Genomic DNA, 18,004 nt, shown 5'->3' with positions numbered 1-18,004 from the left:
TCATTGGAATCGACAGAATAGCAAATTATGAGTGTACGTTTAGTGTTAGCCAAAGGGCGCGAGAAGTCATTACTGCGCCGTCATCCCTGGGTCTTTTCCGGCGCGGTTGCCCGCATGGAAGGTAAAGCCAGCCTCGGTGAAACCATCGATATTGTTGACCATCAGGGGAAATGGTTAGCACGCGGCGCATACTCGCCAGCATCTCAGATCCGCGCGCGCGTCTGGACGTTCGATAAAGACGAAACCATCGATATCGACTTCTTTGTCCGTCGTCTGCAACAGGCGCAGCAGTGGCGCGAGTGGCTGGCAAAGCGTGACGGGCTGGACAGCTATCGTCTGATTGCCGGAGAGTCCGACGGGCTGCCGGGCGTGACCATTGACCGCTTCGGCAATTTCCTGGTGTTGCAGCTGCTGAGCGCCGGGGCGGAATACCAGCGTGCCGCGCTGATTAGCGCCTTGCAAACCCTGTTCCCGGAATGTGCCATTTACGACCGCAGCGACGTGGCGGTACGTAAAAAAGAGGGCATGGAGCTGACGCAAGGCCCGGTCACCGGCGAACTGCCGCCTGCCCTGCTGCCTATCGAAGAACATGGCATGAAGCTGCTGGTGGATATCCAGGGCGGCCATAAGACCGGTTATTACCTCGACCAGCGTGACAGCCGTCTGGCAACGCGCCAGTACGTTGCCGATAAACGCGTGCTGAACTGCTTCTCTTATACCGGCGGCTTTGCGGTCTCTGCCCTGATGGGCGGCTGTGCTCAGGTGGTGAGCGTCGACACCTCACAGGAAGCGCTGGACGTGGCGAAGCAGAACGTTGAGCTGAATAAGCTGGATCTGAGCAAAGCGGAGTTTGTGCGCGACGACGTATTCAAACTGCTGCGTAAATACCGCGACCAGGGCGAGAAATTTGACGTAATCGTGATGGACCCGCCGAAGTTTGTTGAAAACAAAAGCCAGCTGATGGGCGCCTGCCGTGGCTATAAAGACATCAACATGCTGGCGATCCAGCTGCTGAACCCGGGCGGCGTGCTGCTGACGTTCTCCTGCTCTGGCCTGATGACGACAGATTTATTCCAAAAAATCATCGCCGATGCCGCAATAGATGCGGGTCGTGATGTACAATTTATAGAGCAGTTCCGTCAGGCCGCCGATCACCCGGTGATCGCTACCTACCCGGAAGGGCTGTATCTGAAAGGGTTTGCCTGTCGCGTCATGTAACTTGAAAAGAGAAATATTGCCCGCACATAGTGTGTATGTAATGTTTCCCGGGAGGTGACTATGATTGCCAGCAAATTCGGTATCGGCCAGCAGGTCCGCCACACCTTGCTTGGATATTTGGGTGTGGTCGTGGATATCGACCCGGAGTATTCCCTTGATGAACCGTCAGCAGACGATCTGGCCGTTGACGCAGAGCTTCGCGCCGCGCCCTGGTATCATGTGGTTATGGAGGGCGACGATGGTCAGCCTGTCCATACCTATCTTGCCGAAGCGCAGCTGAGTGGTGAACTACAGGATGAGCATCCGGAACAACCCACTATGGACGAGCTTGCTCAGACCATCCGCAAACAGTTACAGGCACCAAGACTGCGCAACTAAAGGTGTAAAAAAGCCCGTCAAACGGGCTTTTTTTATTTTGCCAGCCCCAGACGGGGAATATCGATTGCCGGACAGCGATCCATCACCACCTTCAGCCCGGCATCGCGCGCCAGCACGGCCGCCTGCTCATTAATCACGCCCAGCTGCATCCACAGCGTTTTCGCGCCAATGGCAATTGCCTCCTGCGCCACGCCCCAGGCCGCCTCTGAATTACGAAAAACGTCCACCATATCCACCTTTTCCGGCACGTCCGCGAGCGTCGCATAGCCCTGCTGGCCCAGCAGCGTTTTCCCCGCCACCTTCGGCGAGACCGGGATCACGTGATAACCCTGATCCAGAAGGTATTTCATGACCCGATAGCTTGGGCGATCCGGTTTATCGCTCGCGCCGACCAGCGCGATAGTGCGCGTGGACGTCAGAATCTCGACGATGTCGTTCTCTTTCATGCTCTTCCTCCTGGCTTTTTTCAAAGTGTACGTCAAAGCGGACATCTCAACCACGCATCCCATACAGAAGTATGAGGGCAAAACGGCAGAATATGTCTATATGTTAGTAAACGTGTTTGTCGAAAACTTTTGATACATTCTTACCGGGTAGTTTGTCTACAGGAGTCTGCTATGAAAACCGGCATTGCCTGGGCTATGGTTGTGTTAATCATGCCGGTTTGTGTTTTCGCAACCACCCTCAGACTCTCAACCGACATTGACCTGCTGGTGCTGGACGGGAAAAAAGTCTCCAGCTCCCTGCTGCGGGGTGCAGACAGTATCGAGCTGGATAACGGCCCGCACCAGGTGGTTTTTCGGGTGGAAAAGACCATTCGCCTCGCCGACAACGAACAGCAGGTGTACATTTCGCCTCCGCTGGTGGTCAGCTTTAATACCCACCTTATCAGCCAGGTCAATTTTCGTCTCCCGCGCCTTGAGACAGAAAAGGAGTCACTGGCATTTGATGCCTCGCCGCGCATTGAACTGGTGGACGGGGACTCCATGCCCATCCCGGTAAAACTGGATATTCTGGCGCTGACAAAAAGGTCAAAGGGAACAGACTATGAAGCGGACACCGAGACCTACAACAGGGCCAGCAGGCGCGCCTCGCTGCCCCAGTTCGCCACCATGATGGCGGATGACAGTACCCTGCTTTCGGGCGTATCGGAGCTGGATGTACTCCCCCCTCAGTCGCAGACCCTTACTGAGCAACGCCTCAAGTTCTGGTTCCAGAATGCCGATCCGGACACGCGCGCCCGTTTTCTGCAATGGGCGAAGCAACAACCTTCGTCGTAAGCCACATTTTTTCGTCCTTTCTCTTGCAGCATCAGCCAGTTCCCGTCATCGTGTAACGAGGTAACCTCACGGATAAGATTATGGAACTGACAACACGCACACTTCCGGCGCGCAAGCACATTGCTCTGGTTGCGCACGATCACTGTAAACAAATGCTGCTTAACTGGGTTCGTCGCCATCAGCCTCTTTTACAGCATCATGCCCTTTCTGCCACGGGAACAACCGGCAACCTGATCCACCGCGAAACCGGTCTGGAAGTGAATGCCATGCTGAGCGGCCCGATGGGGGGTGACCAGCAGGTAGGTGCTCAGATTTCAGAAGGTAAAATTGACGTTCTGATTTTCTTCTGGGATCCGCTGAACGCGGTTCCGCATGATCCGGACGTTAAAGCGCTGCTGCGTCTGGCGACGGTGTGGAACATTCCGGTAGCCACCAATCTTTCAACGGCAGATTTCATCATTGAATCGCCGCAGTTTAACGATCCGGTGGAGATTTTGATCCCGGATTATCAGCGTTATCTTGCGGAGAGACTGAAGTAGTTTTTTGCCCGGTGGCGCTGCGCTTACCGGGCCTACAGAATTTGCCCGGCGCGTTACGGCTTTCTCGCCACCGGCACGTCAATACTTTTCAAAATATCGACAAACACCGACGGCTCCTCTTTGTTGAACAAGAGCCACACGCGATGGCGCGCGCGGGTTATCGCCACGTACAGTAAACGCCGCTCCTCTGCATCCGGGAAATCTTCCGGAACAGGTAATAACGCCTCTTCCATCACGGATTCCCGCGCCGGTGCAGGGAAACCGTCACTCCCCTCTTTTAGCCCCACCACAATCACGTAGTCGGCCTGCTGCCCTTTACTGGCGTGAATGGTCATAAAATCGAGCTGAAGTTTTGGCCAGCGCGTCGCCGCTTTTTCCAGCGCCGTCGGCTTGAGGTGATGATAACGCGCCAGGACCAGAATGCGCTCATCCGGTTTCGCATAGCCGCTCAGTTTATCCAGCAGCGGTTCCAGCTGATCGTCCGCCAGCAGCGTGACGGCCTTTTTATCACCCGACGTCAGGCTGTTAAGCGGTTTCGACAGCTGATGCGGGTTCTGCTGAATAAAACGGTTGGCTATTTCGCCAATCCGCGCGTTGAAGCGGTAGGTGGTGTCCAGATCGCTGCGATCGCCTTCCCCAAAATAGTGGTGGAAGGCCGTCGTGAGGGATAGTTGCGCCCCGCTGAAACGGTAGATAGCCTGCCAGTCATCGCCCACGGCAAACAGCGACGTGTGTTTATTCTGCGCCCGCAGCGCCGAAAGCAGCGCAGCGCGCTGCGGCGAGATATCCTGAAACTCATCCACCAGAATGTGTTTCCACGGGCTGACGAAGCGCCCTTTCTCCAGAATGATAATGGCCTGATGGATCAGCCCGGAAAAATCGACCGCGTTTTCGTCTTTCAGCGCGGTTTTCCACGCTTTCAGCATCGGCGCCATCAGCTTAACCCGCTTAGAAAACACAGCGCGGATCGACTCCGGTGCGCTTTCTATCATCTCCGCCTGAGAGCCGCCGTGCATGCGCATCAGGCTTACCCACCGGTCGAGACGAGAGCCAAGCCGGCGCGCCAGCTTTTCATCCTGCCAGAAGCTGCCCTCCGGCACCTCCCAGTTGAGTTCCTCTTCAAGCCACTGACGCCAGCCTTTCGCCTGCGCCTTTTTTTCACTGCACTGCTGACGCCATGCCTTGATAAACAGCGCCTGGCGAGCCTGAGCGTCGTTCTCCAGCTTGCTGACAACAGGAACTTTTTTGCTGCCCTGTTGAATGATGTGTAAAGCGAGGGAGTGGAACGTGCGTGCCGAGATATCCTGGGTATGCAAACGCGCCTGAATGCGCTCATCCATCTCCTGCGCAGCCTTGCGACCAAAGGCCAGCAGCAAAATCTGGTCGGCAACCGCCTCGCCCGTTGTCAGAAGCCAACCCGCGCGCGCCACCAGCACCGACGTTTTGCCGCTCCCGGCACCTGCCAGCACCAATAAAGACTGCTCGCCATTCACCACGGCGCGCGCCTGGGCAGGATTGAGGGGCGATGACTCCACCGTACTGAAGAAGTCGGCATATTGCGTAAGCATCGCCTCAGTCCAGGCCTGGTTATGCGCCAGACGGCTTTTCTCGATATCGCTCAGCCAGGCCTGGCACTTCCGCCACGCGTCGCGGCAGTTATCAAATTCCTCAAGCCGCGCCACCGGTAAAGGCAATGCCGTCAGCGCCTGGGCGATTTTTTGCTGAAGCCCGGTGGTTTGCTGGCGCGTCAGCCACTTCTGCTGCGTATTGCTTAGCGCGATATCGTCCAGCACCTGTTGCAGAACCTGTGCGGCAATCACGCTCATCTCCTGGCTCCACTGCTGCCAGCGCGTGTTCAGATGATGGTGGAAGCGTTGGGTTTCCGCCCACTCGGTCCCGTGGAGTCGCACCACTTTGTCTGCCGGCAGGACGAACTCCAGCTCCCCCCATACCAGCCCTCGTTTACAATGAATGGCCAGTAGCTGATTAAACGGAATAAGGTATTCGTGGCGTTCACCGGAGACTTTCACTCCTGCATTGAGCAGGACAATCTTGTCGTAAGGGTGCTGCGCCAGGCGTTTGCCCATTGAAGTTGCTTTCAGTTCCATATCCTGCCGGATCCACGAGGTCATAATTTGTCAGACAGTTTAACTGCCAGTTTTAAGGTGCTCCAGCCCAAAAAAACGTTACAATCACCGGGCGTTAATCATATCGAAGGAAATGAGGGTTTATGCGTACCGTTCTGAATGTGTTGAATTTTGTCCTTGGCGGTTTTGCCACCACCTTTTCCTGGCTTTTTGCCACTCTGGTGAGCATCGTGCTCATCTTCACCCTTCCGCTGACGCGCTCCTGCTGGGAAATCACCAAACTGTCCCTCGTTCCTTATGGAAATGAAGCCGTACACGTGGATGAGCTGGAGCCGGAAAGAAAAAATGCCTTCATGAATACCGGCGGCACGCTGCTGAATATTTTATGGCTGATCTTCTTTGGCTGGTGGTTGTGTCTGATGCATATCTTCGCCGGTATCGCCCAGTGCATCACGATTATAGGCATTCCGGTTGGCATCGCTAATTTCAAAATTGCTACCATCGCCCTGTGGCCGGTAGGACGCCGTGTTGTCCCGGTCGAAGTCGCGCAAGCCGCGCGTGAAGCCAACGCCCGTCGCCGTTTTCAGTAATAAGGACTGGCCGCACTCATGCTAAGCCCCCTGCTTCGTCGCTATACGTGGAACAGTAACTGGCTGTATAACGTCAGGATCTTTATCGCCCTCTGCGGCACCGTCGCTCTGCCGTGGTGGCTAAATGATGTGAAGCTCACCATCCCCCTCACGCTTGGGGTGGTGGCCGGCGCGCTGGCGGATCTCGACGACCGCCTGGCCGGTCGTTTGCGTAATCTGGTCATTACGCTGGTCTGCTTCTTTATTGCTTCCGCCTCCGTTGAGCTGCTTTTCCCCTGGCCCTGGCTGTTTGCCTTAGGGCTGACGGTGTCCACCAGCGGCTTCATTTTGCTCGGCGGCCTCGGGCAACGCTACGCCACTATCGCGTTTGGCGCCCTGCTGATTGCCATTTACACCATGCTGGGCGTCTCTCTTTACGATCAGTGGTATCAACAACCGGTCCTGCTGCTGTTGGGCGCTATCTGGTATAACCTGCTGACCTTAACCGGGCATCTTATTTTTCCGGTTCGTGCCTTACAGGACAACATTGCCCGCAGTTACGAACAGCTGGCCCACTATCTGGAGCTGAAATCCCGGCTGTTTGATCCGGATATTGAAGAGGACAGCCAGGCGCCCCTGTACGATCTGGCGCTGGCAAATGGCCAACTGGTCGCCACGCTGAATCAGACCAAAGCGTCTCTGCTCACCCGTCTGCGCGGCGATCGCGGTCAGCGCGGTACCCGGCGCACACTGCACTACTACTTTGTCGCCCAGGATATTCACGAGCGCGCCAGCTCCTCGCATGTGCAGTACGCTGACCTGCGCGAGAAATTCCGCTACAGCGACGTGATGTTCCGTTTCCAGCGCCTGCTGTCAATGCAGTCTCAGGCCTGCCAGCAACTTGCGCGCTCAATACTGCTGCGCACGCCCTATCAGCACGATCCTCGCTTTGAACGCGCATTCAGTCATCTGGATGCGGCCCTCGATCGCGTTCAGGCCAGTGGGACATCGCCGGAACAGTTCAAAGCCCTGGGATTCTTGCTCAACAACCTGAGAGCCATCGATGCTCAGCTCGCCACCATTGAGTCTGAACAGGCGATGGCAATGCCGGGCAATGACGCCGACAACCAGCTTGCCGACGACAGTCTCAACGGTTTCAGCGATATGTGGCTGCGCCTGAGCCGTCATTTTACGCCGGAATCCGCCCTCTTTCGCCATGCGGTAAGGATGTCGCTGGTTCTGTGCGTCGGCTACGCGTTTATCCAGATAACAGGGTTGCACCACGGTTACTGGATCCTGCTGACCAGCCTGTTTGTCTGCCAGCCGAACTATAACGCTACCCGCCATCGGCTCGCGCTGCGTATTGTCGGGACATTAGTCGGGGTCGCCATCGGGCTGCCGGTGCTCTACTTTGTGCCATCCGTAGAAGGGCAACTGATCCTGATTGTGATTACCGGTGTACTGTTTTTCGCCTTCCGCAATGTGCAGTACGCCCACGCCACGATGTTCATCACGCTGCTGGTGCTGCTCTGCTTCAATCTGCTGGGTGAAGGCTTTGAAGTGGCCCTTCCTCGCGTTATCGACACGCTAATCGGCTGCGCCATTGCCTGGGCAGCGGTGAGCTTTATCTGGCCGGACTGGCGTTTTCGTAACTTACCGCGCGTGTCCGACAGAGCAATGAACGCCAACTGCCGCTATCTGGATGCTATTCTTGAGCAATACCATCAGGGTCGCGATAACCGTCTGGCCTATCGGATTGCCCGTCGCGATGCGCATAACACGGACGCAGAGCTGGCTTCCGTTGTCTCGAATATGTCAACTGAGCCGCGCGCCACGGCAGAAATCCGGGAGACAGCCTTCCGCCTGCTGTGTCTGAACCACACGTTCACCAGCTATATCTCTACCCTTGGCGCCCACCGTGAGAAACTGACAAATCCGGGCATCCTGGCGCTGCTGGACGACGCCGTTTGCTACGTTGATGATGCGCTTCATCATCAACCTGCGGATGAGCCACGGGTTCACCAGGCACTGGATGAACTGGTGCAACGTATCGCACACCTTGATCCTGGCACCGACAACAAAGCTCCGCTGGTCCTACAGCAAATTGGCCTGCTTATCGCTTTGCTGCCGGAAATTTGTCGGCTGCGACAGAAGATCGCTACATGGCGGAATGATGGCCCTGCGACTCAGGCAGCGCATTAAACCACTCCATAAGCTCCCGGCGAATATCCGCCGGGAGTGCCGCTTCATGTAACCCTTCGATGGCGCCTTCAAGCGCGAACAATACCCGGATACTCAGCGCTTTATTCTTAGAGCGCATTTTCAGCCAGCTCGTCTTCGCCCCCAACTGTCGTAGCGTCTCTTCATTGGTAATGCCCGCCTCCATAAGCAGGACCTCAATCTGAAAGGTCAGGTTCGGCAGATCCTTAAGCCGGTTACGCTGATGGCGCTGGTAGCGCTCTTTCCTGGCGGCATCGAGAGCAAACGAGGAGAGCTGAAGCAGCTTTTCCCTGTTTTGCCACAGACCTTCATCCACACGGTAGTAATTAAGCAGCACTGGCCGTCCTCGTTTCATCAGGGTCAGAAAAGAGGAGGCGTTTTTTACACAGTATTTTGCACTTTGCTCACAGGCGCGAAGGTACAGCTCGCCGTCAGACACCATCGCGAACACCGCTTCATCCACGGCCAGGGTATAACCGCCAAACAGGGCGCGATGATGAATTTCGCCCAGCGGAGAGAGGTATTCCTGAGATTGATAAATCCGATCATAAGATATCTTTTTCATGATAATTCCATTAAAAATCATACAGTAAACACGATATTTCTTACTAACGGATCCGTTAGCAGGAAAATAGGCAACTTATTGCCGTTGGGCAAGATGATTTTTTCAGGTTCACCAGGAATGGATGAAATTTGCGAGTCGCTTTCCGAAAATGAGGTTGATCTTTATGCACACAGGGGTTACTGTATATCCATACAGTAACTACAGGGCTGGAATGAATATGTACACTTCAGGCTATGCAAATCACTTAACACCTTCCACTTCTGCCGCAGGCAATGCTGCGCAGAATTCTATCGGGCGTGTATCGACAGGGCTTATCAGTGAAGTGGTTTACCGTGAAGACCAGCCGCTGTTAACACAACTCTTACTCCTGCCGCTTTTGCAGCAGCTCGGGCAACAGTCTCGCTGGCAGCTCTGGCTGACGCCACAGCAAAAATTAAGTCGTGAATGGGTTCAGTCGGCTGGCCTGCCGTTAGCGAAGGTGATGCAGATTAATCAACTCTCCCCTTGCGATACGGTCGAGTCGATGGTCCGGGCATTACGTACCGGGAACTATAGCGTCGTGATTGGGTGGTTGCCTGAGGATCTGTCGCAAGAGGAACATTTGCGTCTGACTGAAGCGGCTGAAGAAGGTAACGCGATGGGTTTCATCATGCGGCCGGTTCGTGGAGATTCCTATCGCAGAGGACAACATCCCGGGCTAAAAATTCACTCAAATGTGTACCATTGAGTCATTTTAAGAGTTTTCCTGGAATTTTTTTCGACCGCAGTATGCAAAAAAAGTTCAACGCGCCAAAACTGCGGCAAGGCTTGTCTGACGCGGTTCTCGTTAATTTTACTGCACAAAATTCGTTCAAAAATTGTTAAATATTAGGTATACGGAACTTTTTTTTTCATATGCCTGACGGACTTCACACTTGTAAGTTTTCAGCTACGTTGTAGACTTTACATCGCCAGGGGTGCTCGGCCTAAGCCGAAGATATCGGTAGGTTTATATTTGACCACGCCCCCCGGTGAAGGATTTAACCGTGATTCCTCCGATGGAGATATTCATGGCAAATTTTGGATGATAACGAGGCGCAAAAAATGAAAAAGACAGCTATCGCGATTGCAGTGGCACTGGCTGGCTTCGCTACCGTAGCGCAGGCCGCTCCGAAAGATAATACCTGGTATGCAGGTGGTAAACTGGGCTGGTCTCAGTTCCATGACACCGGTTGGTACAACAGCAGCCTGAACAACGATGGCCCTACTCACGAGAGCCAGCTGGGTGCAGGTGCGTTCGGTGGCTATCAGGTTAACCCGTATGTTGGCTTTGAAATGGGTTACGACTGGTTAGGTCGTATGCCTTACAAAGGCGACAACGTAAATGGCGCTTTCAAAGCTCAAGGCGTACAGCTGACCGCTAAACTGGGTTACCCAGTGACTGACGACCTGGACGTGTACACCCGTCTGGGCGGCATGGTATGGCGTGCAGACTCCAGCAACAGCATCGCTGGTGACGACCACGACACTGGTGTTTCCCCAGTATTCGCTGGTGGCGTTGAGTGGGCAATGACCCGTGACATCGCTACCCGTCTGGAATACCAGTGGGTTAACAACATCGGTGACGGTGCTACCGTTGGCGTTCGTCCAGACAACGGCATGCTGAGCGTTGGTGTTTCTTACCGTTTCGGTCAGCAGGAAGATGCGCCAGTCGTAGCTCCAGCTCCGGCTCCAGCTCCAGAAGTACAGACCAAGCACTTCACTCTGAAGTCTGACGTTCTGTTCAACTTCAACAAAGCTACCCTGAAACCAGAAGGTCAGCAGGCACTGGATCAGCTGTACACCCAGCTGAGCAACCTGGATCCTAAAGACGGTTCTGTAGTGGTTCTGGGCTTCACCGACCGTATCGGTTCTGACGCTTACAACCAGGGTCTGTCTGAGAAACGTGCTCAGTCTGTAGTTGATTACCTGGTATCTAAAGGTATCCCAGCTAACAAGATCTCCCCACGTGGTATGGGCGAATCTAACCCAGTTACCGGTTCTACCTGTGACAACGTGAAACCACGCGCTGCACTGATCGACTGCCTGGCACCAGATCGTCGCGTAGAGATCGAAGTTAAAGGTATCAAAGACGTTGTAACTCAGCCTGCGGCATAAGTTATCGTCTTATAAAAAAACCCCGCGATGCGGGGTTTTTTATTATCTGAAGAAAAGTAAAAAGCTTATTTTTTACCTAACAGTGCCTGTAGATCGTTCTTCAGCGTCGACATCTGGCTGGCATACTTCTCTTTGTGCTCGGCATCTTCAATCAGCTGCACCACCGTTTCCGACAGGGTTTTCCCGCGCCGCTGCGCAAGCCCGGCCAGACGCTGCCAGACCATGAACTCGAGGTCGATGGATTTCTTACGGGTGTGCTGATGCTCGGCATTGAAATGCCGTTTACGACGAGCACGGATAGTTTGCTTCATCCGGTTTAACAAGGCCGGATTAATGTGTTTCTCAATCCAGCCGTTGACCTGTACCGGTTCGTTTTCGAGGGTCAGCAACATATCCACAGCTTCTTGTGCCGCGCTGGCTTCGATGTAGCAGGTGATCAGCTCCCCTTCACGGTGCTTTTTGACCAGGTACTTCCATTTCCAGCCGCTTTCGAGGTTTTCCAGTTGTTGATATTTCATTGCGATCTCAGTGTTACCGTGTAACTCTGTTCAGAATATCAGTTTTTTGGCAATCTGCTGAAAAGAAATCATATCCTGTGAAACACGGCAGGCGATCCGCATGACGAAAACCCTAATCCTGATTGGGCAGAGTGCGCCGCTTACGGTATACTCCACGGTTTTACTTCTGACTAAAAAACATCAACTTTGACCATTACGAAACTTGCATGGCGTGACCTGGTTCCGGATACCGAGAGCTATCAGGAGCTGTTTGCACAGCCAGACCTCACAAAAGAACACGAATTCATACTTAGCGATACACAACCGCGTTTGCATTACGCGCTGGAGCAGATGTCATCCCCATGGGCTACATCTCCTTTCATGCTGCTCAAAGCCCCGGAAGAAGCCGAGTATCTGACGCTTCTCGGTGATGCCATGCGCCAGTTGCATCCAAAAACGAATGCCGTTTTTGGTGGTCAGTATCATATTGCCGGACGTGACGTGACCTTCGAACCTGCCACGCAGGCAGACGGACAATTCGCTGTAAAAGGCGAAGTGATCACCGCCAACTGGGTGGAAGCAGAACAGCTGTTCGGCTGCCTTCGTCAGTTCAATGGCGATATGTCACTGCAACCCGGTCTGGTACACCGCGCGAACGGTGGTGTGTTGCTCATCTCCCTTCGCACCCTGCTCGCACAGCCTTTGCTGTGGATGCGCCTGAAAACGGTGGTGATGCAGCAACGTTTTGAATGGATAGGCTACGACGATTCACGTCCGCTGCCTGTTTCCATTCCGTCTATGCCGCTGTCGCTGACCGTCGTGCTGACGGGTGACCGTGAATCTCTGGCTGATTTCCAGGAAATGGAGCCAGAACTCGCGGAGCAGGCGGTTTACAGTGAATTTGAAGACAATATTCAGATCGCCGATGCCGATGACATGGCGCAGTGGTGTCAGTGGGTTATGGCCGTGGCGGAACGTTTCGCGCTGCCCTCGCCTGCCGAGGATGCGTGGCCGGGCTTAATCCGCGAGGCCGTACGCTACACTGGCGATCAGGAAACCCTGCCGCTCTGCCCGCTCTGGATCGGTAAACAGCTGCGTGAAGTGGGCGTTATCAGCGGCAACGGTCCGTTTACTGGTGAGCAGCTTAGCCAGATGCTGGCCCAGCGTGAATGGCGTGAAGGTTATCTTGCTGACCGTATGCAGGATGAAATTCTGCTGGAACAGATTCTGGTGGAGACCGAAGGCGAACGTATCGGGCAAATCAACGCCTTGTCCGTCATCGAGTTCCCCGGACACCCGCGCGCCTTTGGCGAGCCTTCCCGTATCAGCTGTGTCGTGCACATTGGTGACGGCGAATTTACCGATATCGAACGCAAGGCCGAACTGGGCGGAAACATTCATGCCAAAGGCATGATGATCATGCAGGCATTCCTGATGTCTGAACTTCAGCTGGAGCAGCAGATCCCCTTCTCTGCCTCGTTGACCTTTGAGCAGTCCTACAGTGAAGTCGACGGCGACAGCGCCTCGATGGCAGAGCTGTGCGCCGTGATCAGCGCGCTTGCAGACGTACCGATTAATCAGAATATTGCGATTACCGGTTCCGTAGATCAGTTTGGTCGTGCTCAACCGGTGGGTGGACTGAATGAGAAAATCGAAGGCTTCTTTGCTATCTGCCAGCAGCGCGGTTTAAACGGCAAACAGGGCGTGATTATTCCGGCGCCTAACGCTCGCCATTTGAGCCTGAGCCAGGCGATTCTGGATGCGGTAGAGCAGGAACAATTCGCCGTCTGGGCCATCGAAGGGGTTGAGGATGCTCTACCCTTACTGACAAACCTGGTCTGGGACGGCGAAGGCCAGACAACCCTGATGCAGACCATTCAGGAACGTATAGCTCAGGCGACACAGCAGGATGCTCGTCATCGTTATCCGTGGCCGTTACGCTGGTTAAGTTGGTTTAGTGCTAACTGATCGGACTTGTTCAGCGTACACGTGTTAGCTATCCTGCGTCCTTCACTAAAATAAGGCTTACTGAGAACATGGTAGATAAACGCGAATCCTATACTAAAGAAGACCTTCTTGCCTCTGGTCGCGGTGAACTGTTTGGTGCGAAAGGCCCGCAGTTACCGGCCCCAAATATGCTGATGATGGACCGTGTCGTGAAAATGACCGAAACCGGCGGCAACTTTGATAAGGGTTACGTAGAAGCAGAACTCGATATCAACCCGGACCTGTGGTTCTTCGGTTGCCACTTTATTGGCGATCCGGTAATGCCTGGCTGCCTGGGCCTCGATGCCATGTGGCAGCTGGTTGGCTTCTATCTGGGCTGGCTTGGCGGTGAAGGTAAAGGCCGTGCGCTGGGCGTAGGCGAAGTGAAATTCACCGGTCAGGTTCTGCCTACCGCGAAGAAAGTCACCTACCGTATCCATTTCAAACGCATCGTTAACCGCCGCCTGATTATGGGCCTGGCGGACGGTGAAGTGCTGGTAGATGGTCGTCTTATTTATACCGCGAACGACCTGAAAGTGGGTCTGTTCCAGGATACCTCCGCTTTCTGATAACGGCATTTAGCCCCTTCCAGAAAGGCGAAACCTCCGCATTGCGGAGGTTTCTTTTTAAAGAGACGGTATCAAGCAAGTACTGCCCTGTCTCCGATGGCTTCTCGCCAGCCCCCTAGCCATTGGGACCTTTGATTCAGGGCCTGATAGGGACACATTTCTTTTGAACGTCCGGCGATGCCAGCCTGATAACCACGTTGATGAGCCCTTTCCAGGCGATCTCGTTTCTGTCTCTTCATGCCTCGTTTCCCTCATTCTTTTGTCTGGTGGAAAGAAAACAGTGATTGCAATATGTGCAAGCACAGTTAACGAATACCCCGAATCGGCGTCAGCGTCAACGTTCAAAATTCATACGGGTGTCATATTTGTGAGCTACATGGAAGATCGTTTGTACAAAAAATGTGACGCGGGACAAGTAACAAAATGAACATAAAACGAAAAAAAAGCCGCAATCAGCAAGAAGCTGAGTGCGGCTTTCGTCGATGAATTTTACTTATGGCAGCCGGGAAATCTCTCTTGCGATAGCAGCCGACTCCTGTGCCCACCCCTGCGCAAGCACTTTCACCATTTCGTCATAGCCATCTTTCTGCTGCTTCAGTTCCAGATGGAAAGGACGCTTAATCAGCTGGCCCTGATGATTCAAGAGCCACTCCCCGCTGATAACAACCGCACCATCATAGCGGCCATGGAATCCCGTCACGTTAACATTCAGAGTGTCCTGATCGCTTCCCAGAGGCTGCGAGGCGACTACCCAACCAGGAAGCTGGCTGCTCAGATTCGCCACCAGCGTATTGCGTAGCTGCTGATCCAGCGGGCTGGCCCACAGGTTATTGTTGGCAATAACGTACTGCACATCGCTGGTCTGGTAGACCACCCCGTTGCCCGCCAGATAATCTGGCACGGCAACCTGTTCAACCCACAGCAGACGGCTGCCCTGCGAGGTGCTACTCTGCGCACCGGATTGCGCGCTTAACGGCAGCTGGTAGTAGCTTTTGTTATCGCTTCCAGAGCTACAGGCCGTTAATACCAGTGCGCCTGCGATGATTAGCCATTTTTTCATTGTTTCGCCCTCTTAGGCTCAGGATCCTTTTTGTCTTTCGCTTCAAACACCAGCGCGTTGCTCTTTTCATTGAGCGTTTTCAGAACGGGCTGTAGCTCGCGTAAAACCTGATCAAGACGTTGCATATCCGCCACCATCTTGTTGTAAGCCGCTGAGCCCGGCTGGAAGCCCTGCATACTGCGATTCAGTTCGCGCAACGTTTTCTGCATATCCTGCGGCAGCTGCTGCATGGACTGGTTGGCAGTGATCTTGTTGATATTATCCAGCGTGGTTTGCAGACGTTGCATCGTCGCCTGGCTCTGATGCAGTGATCCCGTCGCGGCCTCAAGCATTGGATTCAGCGGCAGATTGTTGATCTTATCCAGCGTTTCCATCAGGCGCTGTTGGATCTGCGCCAGGCCACTGCTGACCGTAGGAATAATTTTGTAGCCGCCAAATTCACGGATCCCCGTCATTGGTGGCGCTTTTGGATAGAAGTCCATATCGACATATAACGCCCCTGTGACCAGGTTGCCAGTTTTCAGCGAGCCACGCAGACCGCGATTCATCAGATCGCTGATATGCTCCCCAATATCCTGGTCCTCGCCTATCTGGTTAATCAAACGCTCAGGCTCAATGCGGATCAGCACCGGAATACGATAATCATCATCAAGCATCTGCTTGAGTCCCGGAACAAAGTAAGGCACTTGTCCCACGGTCCCCAGACGGATACCCCGGAACTCAACTGGCGCCCCAGGCTGCAAGCCGCGTACAGAGTCCTTAAAGAACATCAGGTAGTCGATGTGATCGGTATAGAGCGCATCCTGAATGCTTTTTTGATCGTCAAACAGCCTGAAGGCGGTTTTCTCCGCCACCGGTTGTCCCAGATCGATACCTTCCGGCACATCAAAACTGACGCCCCCACCAAACAGCGTGGTGAGTGAACCCATCTCAACGCGCATCCCCGCAGAGGTCAGATCCACCGCGATCCCGCTGTCTTTCCAGAAGCGAACGTTGCTGGTCACCAAGCGATCATTAGGCGCATTGATAAAAAGCTGATAGCTGATGGTCCGTTTTTGCGGATCGAAGGTGCTTGTTTCAACCGAACCGACGCGATACCCACGGAACAGTACCGGATCGCCCGGCGAGAGCTGGCCCGCTTTTTTGCTGTCCAGAATAACGCGGATCCCTTTTGCATCCGGTGGCGCAAGCGGCGGTGAATCCAGCAGCTGATAGTTTGCTGGCTGGGCGCCTTTGTTGCCAGGCTGGAGTTCGATGTAGGCCCCTGACAATAGCGTCCCTAAGCCGCTGATCCCTTCTCTTCCGACCTGCGGTTTCACTACCCAAAAAACAGAATCTTCATGGAGCAGTTTTTCCATGCCGGCATTCAGGCGGGCCTTGATTTCAACATGGGTTAAATCATCCGTCAGGGTCGCGCTTTCCACGACACCCACATCCACGCTGCGGCTCTTGATGGTGGTTTTTCCGCCCTCAATCCCCTCTGCATTGGTGGTAATTAGCGTGACTTCCGGTCCCTGATGGCTGTAATGATAAAACAGGATCCATGCACCGATCAGCGCGGTCACGATGGGGAAAATCCACACCGGCGACCAGTTTCTGACCTTCTGCACTTTAGCCTCTCCACTCTTATTTTCCATGCTCTTACTCTTCCTCATGGCTTGAATCGGGCTCACGATCCCACGATAAACGAGGGTCGAAGGTCATGGCCGCAAACATGGTCATAATGACGACCAACGCAAACATCAGCGCCCCCATAGCGGGATAAATACTCATCAGCCCCCCCATACGCACCAGCGCTGAGAGAACTGCAATCACGAACACGTCAATCATCGACCAGCGGCCAACAAATTCCACGACCTCATAAATCAGATGCATACGCTCGCTGTCTCGCTTACCGTGCCCTTTTGCATCCCAGCAAAGCCAGGCAATGGCAATCATCTTTAAGGTCGGAACCATAATACTGGCGAGGAATATGACGCCTGCCACAGGGTATGACCCCTCGCTCCACAGCAAAATCACCCCGGCCAGTATGGTCGAGGGCATTCTGTCGCCGAGCAGATCGGTGATCATGATCGGCAAGATATTGGCGGGCAGATAGAGCATGACAGAGGTCACCAGCAGCGCCATGGTCCATTGCAGGCTATTTTTACGCCGGACGTGACCTTTTGTTTCACAGCGCGGGCACACCTCGACATCCGCGGGCAGCACGGCGGTGCAGCACGAGCAGGAGCGAAGCCCCTGACGGATACCCGGTACGCCCACCTTTACCGTCTGCGAGAGCGTCGGCGCCGGGGCAATATCGTCCCAGGCCCAGCGTCGGTCCACGCACTGGAACGCGCGCAGTTGTAGCACGCAGTACAGACACCACGGAATAAAGCTGCTGCCAATCCCCACATCGCCGTAGGCCATCAGCTTCACGAAGCTGACCAGGATACCCGCGAGAAAAATTTCCGCCATGCCCCAGCTTTTCAACTGGAACAGGATCCGCGCGAGTTTGATTTTAAGGACAGTGGGCATCCTGACGCGGTTGACCAGCAGCAGAATGACGACCAGGCAAAAAGCCGGGACGATCTGCACGAAAAGAAGAAAGAAGGTGCCAAGGCTGGCGTAATCTTCCGAGAACATCACGCCTGGTATTTCCAGTAAATCCACCTGGCTGGTCATCCCGCCCACTTTCATATAGATGAAAGGGAAGAGATTGGAGAGCAGTAACATGAATAAGGCTGCCAGCGCATAAGCCGTAGGACGCTGCCTTGGCGCGTCCCACTCGGTCGTCAGCGTAGCGCCGCAGCGCGGGCAGGCAGCCTTATGTCCGTGACCAAGCTCTGGCAACGCCACGAGCATATCGCATTGCGAGCATAATATATGCCGATCGGCATGGTGCTGGTCACACATAGATT

General features: G+C 54.3%; 18 protein-coding genes. 10 read left to right on the top strand and 8 right to left on the bottom strand.

The annotated features are described in order from the left end of the window. Positions 1 to 27 precede the first annotated feature (27 nt). Positions 28 to 1,218, top strand: a complete 1,191-nt coding sequence (gene rlmI / locus FZF21_RS07885) for a 23S rRNA (cytosine(1962)-C(5))-methyltransferase RlmI (protein ID WP_017693677.1) — start codon at positions 28 to 30, stop codon at positions 1,216 to 1,218. A 60-nt stretch (positions 1,219 to 1,278) separates the two neighbouring features. Next, positions 1,279 to 1,596 carry a heat shock protein HspQ gene (hspQ, locus tag FZF21_RS07880; RefSeq protein ID WP_003858136.1) on the top strand — a complete coding sequence of 106 codons (318 nt, stop codon included), beginning with the start codon at positions 1,279 to 1,281 and terminating at the stop codon, positions 1,594 to 1,596. 32 nt (positions 1,597 to 1,628) lie between these two features. Here hspQ and FZF21_RS07875 read toward each other — a convergent pair whose 3' ends face one another. Further along, positions 1,629 to 2,042, bottom strand: coding sequence for a CoA-binding protein (locus FZF21_RS07875; RefSeq protein WP_006809337.1), 414 nt, complete (start codon positions 2,040 to 2,042; stop codon positions 1,629 to 1,631). A 171-nt stretch (positions 2,043 to 2,213) separates the two neighbouring features. Here FZF21_RS07875 and FZF21_RS07870 point away from each other — a divergent pair, with 171 nt between their 5' ends. Continuing rightward, the gene (locus tag FZF21_RS07870) at positions 2,214 to 2,876 is read left to right on the top strand and encodes a DUF2057 family protein (protein ID WP_047736816.1); all 663 of its coding nucleotides are present in this window, start codon (positions 2,214 to 2,216) and stop codon (positions 2,874 to 2,876) included. Between the two features lie 80 nt (positions 2,877 to 2,956). Beyond that, complete coding sequence (gene mgsA, locus FZF21_RS07865; RefSeq protein ID WP_003858146.1) at positions 2,957 to 3,415, top strand: methylglyoxal synthase; 459 nt, start codon at positions 2,957 to 2,959, stop codon at positions 3,413 to 3,415. Between the two features lie 53 nt (positions 3,416 to 3,468). Here mgsA and helD read toward each other — a convergent pair whose 3' ends face one another. Further along, positions 3,469 to 5,523 (bottom strand): DNA helicase IV, encoded by a 2,055-nt coding sequence (gene helD / locus FZF21_RS07860; RefSeq protein ID WP_045338026.1) that lies wholly within the window; start codon positions 5,521 to 5,523, stop codon positions 3,469 to 3,471. Between the two features lie 122 nt (positions 5,524 to 5,645). Here helD and FZF21_RS07855 point away from each other — a divergent pair, with 122 nt between their 5' ends. Both FZF21_RS07855 and yccS read left to right on the top strand, forming a co-directional pair. Then, the gene (locus FZF21_RS07855; RefSeq protein ID WP_149120986.1) at positions 5,646 to 6,092 is read left to right on the top strand and encodes a YccF domain-containing protein; all 447 of its coding nucleotides are present in this window, start codon (positions 5,646 to 5,648) and stop codon (positions 6,090 to 6,092) included. Between the two features lie 18 nt (positions 6,093 to 6,110). After that, on the top strand, positions 6,111 to 8,273 hold the full coding sequence (yccS, locus tag FZF21_RS07850) for a YccS family putative transporter (protein WP_015570895.1): 2,163 nt from the start codon (positions 6,111 to 6,113) through the stop codon (positions 8,271 to 8,273). On the opposite strand, the gene FZF21_RS07845 is transcribed toward yccS, so the two are convergent. Next, positions 8,230 to 8,856 (bottom strand): TfoX/Sxy family DNA transformation protein, encoded by a 627-nt coding sequence (locus FZF21_RS07845; protein WP_047736820.1) that lies wholly within the window; start codon positions 8,854 to 8,856, stop codon positions 8,230 to 8,232. The two genes, yccS and FZF21_RS07845, sit on opposite strands and share 44 nt — an antisense overlap. A 217-nt stretch (positions 8,857 to 9,073) precedes the next feature. On the opposite strand from FZF21_RS07845, the gene sulA reads away from it, so the two are divergent. Then, positions 9,074 to 9,583, top strand: coding sequence for an SOS-induced cell division inhibitor SulA (gene sulA, locus FZF21_RS07840; protein ID WP_026094322.1), 510 nt, complete (start codon positions 9,074 to 9,076; stop codon positions 9,581 to 9,583). 356 nt (positions 9,584 to 9,939) lie between these two features. Continuing rightward, positions 9,940 to 10,992, top strand: coding sequence for a porin OmpA (gene ompA, locus FZF21_RS07835; RefSeq protein WP_017694761.1), 1,053 nt, complete (start codon positions 9,940 to 9,942; stop codon positions 10,990 to 10,992). Between the two features lie 65 nt (positions 10,993 to 11,057). Here the strand turns inward: ompA and matP are convergent, their stop codons facing one another. Beyond that, on the bottom strand, positions 11,058 to 11,510 hold the full coding sequence (gene matP / locus FZF21_RS07830; RefSeq protein WP_006809347.1) for a macrodomain Ter protein MatP: 453 nt from the start codon (positions 11,508 to 11,510) through the stop codon (positions 11,058 to 11,060). A gap of 186 nt (positions 11,511 to 11,696) precedes the next feature. Between matP and FZF21_RS07825 the strand changes: the two genes are divergently transcribed. Further along, positions 11,697 to 13,457: a Lon protease family protein gene (locus FZF21_RS07825; protein ID WP_047736822.1), complete on the top strand. Its 1,761-nt coding sequence runs from the start codon at positions 11,697 to 11,699 to the stop codon at positions 13,455 to 13,457. A 68-nt stretch (positions 13,458 to 13,525) separates the two neighbouring features. After that, entirely contained in the window at positions 13,526 to 14,044 is a 519-nt protein-coding gene (gene fabA / locus FZF21_RS07820) for a bifunctional 3-hydroxydecanoyl-ACP dehydratase/trans-2-decenoyl-ACP isomerase (protein ID WP_000227926.1), read from the top strand. Between the two features lie 71 nt (positions 14,045 to 14,115). Here the strand turns inward: fabA and rmf are convergent, their stop codons facing one another. The 4 genes from rmf to pqiA form a co-directional block, all read right to left on the bottom strand. Beyond that, a complete protein-coding gene (gene rmf, locus FZF21_RS07815; protein ID WP_003858162.1) occupies positions 14,116 to 14,283 on the bottom strand; it encodes a ribosome modulation factor in 168 nt (55 codons plus the stop codon). 254 nt (positions 14,284 to 14,537) lie between these two features. Beyond that, positions 14,538 to 15,104 (bottom strand): membrane integrity-associated transporter subunit PqiC, encoded by a 567-nt coding sequence (gene pqiC, locus FZF21_RS07810; protein ID WP_017384809.1) that lies wholly within the window; start codon positions 15,102 to 15,104, stop codon positions 14,538 to 14,540. Then, on the bottom strand, positions 15,101 to 16,741 hold the full coding sequence (pqiB, locus tag FZF21_RS07805; RefSeq protein WP_015570901.1) for an intermembrane transport protein PqiB: 1,641 nt from the start codon (positions 16,739 to 16,741) through the stop codon (positions 15,101 to 15,103). Before pqiB ends, pqiC begins: the two co-directional genes overlap by 4 nt. Before the next feature lie 4 nt (positions 16,742 to 16,745). After that, a complete protein-coding gene (pqiA, locus tag FZF21_RS07800; RefSeq protein ID WP_017693685.1) occupies positions 16,746 to 17,999 on the bottom strand; it encodes a membrane integrity-associated transporter subunit PqiA in 1,254 nt (417 codons plus the stop codon). Positions 18,000 to 18,004: the final 5 nt, after the last annotated feature.

Origin of the sequence: Enterobacter sp. LU1, assembly GCF_008271405.2 — a bacterium.
Classification (GTDB): domain Bacteria; phylum Pseudomonadota; class Gammaproteobacteria; order Enterobacterales; family Enterobacteriaceae; genus Enterobacter; species Enterobacter hormaechei_C.
Note: the sequence above shows the minus strand (reverse complement) of the source record. Positions and strands in the feature narration are given on the sequence as shown.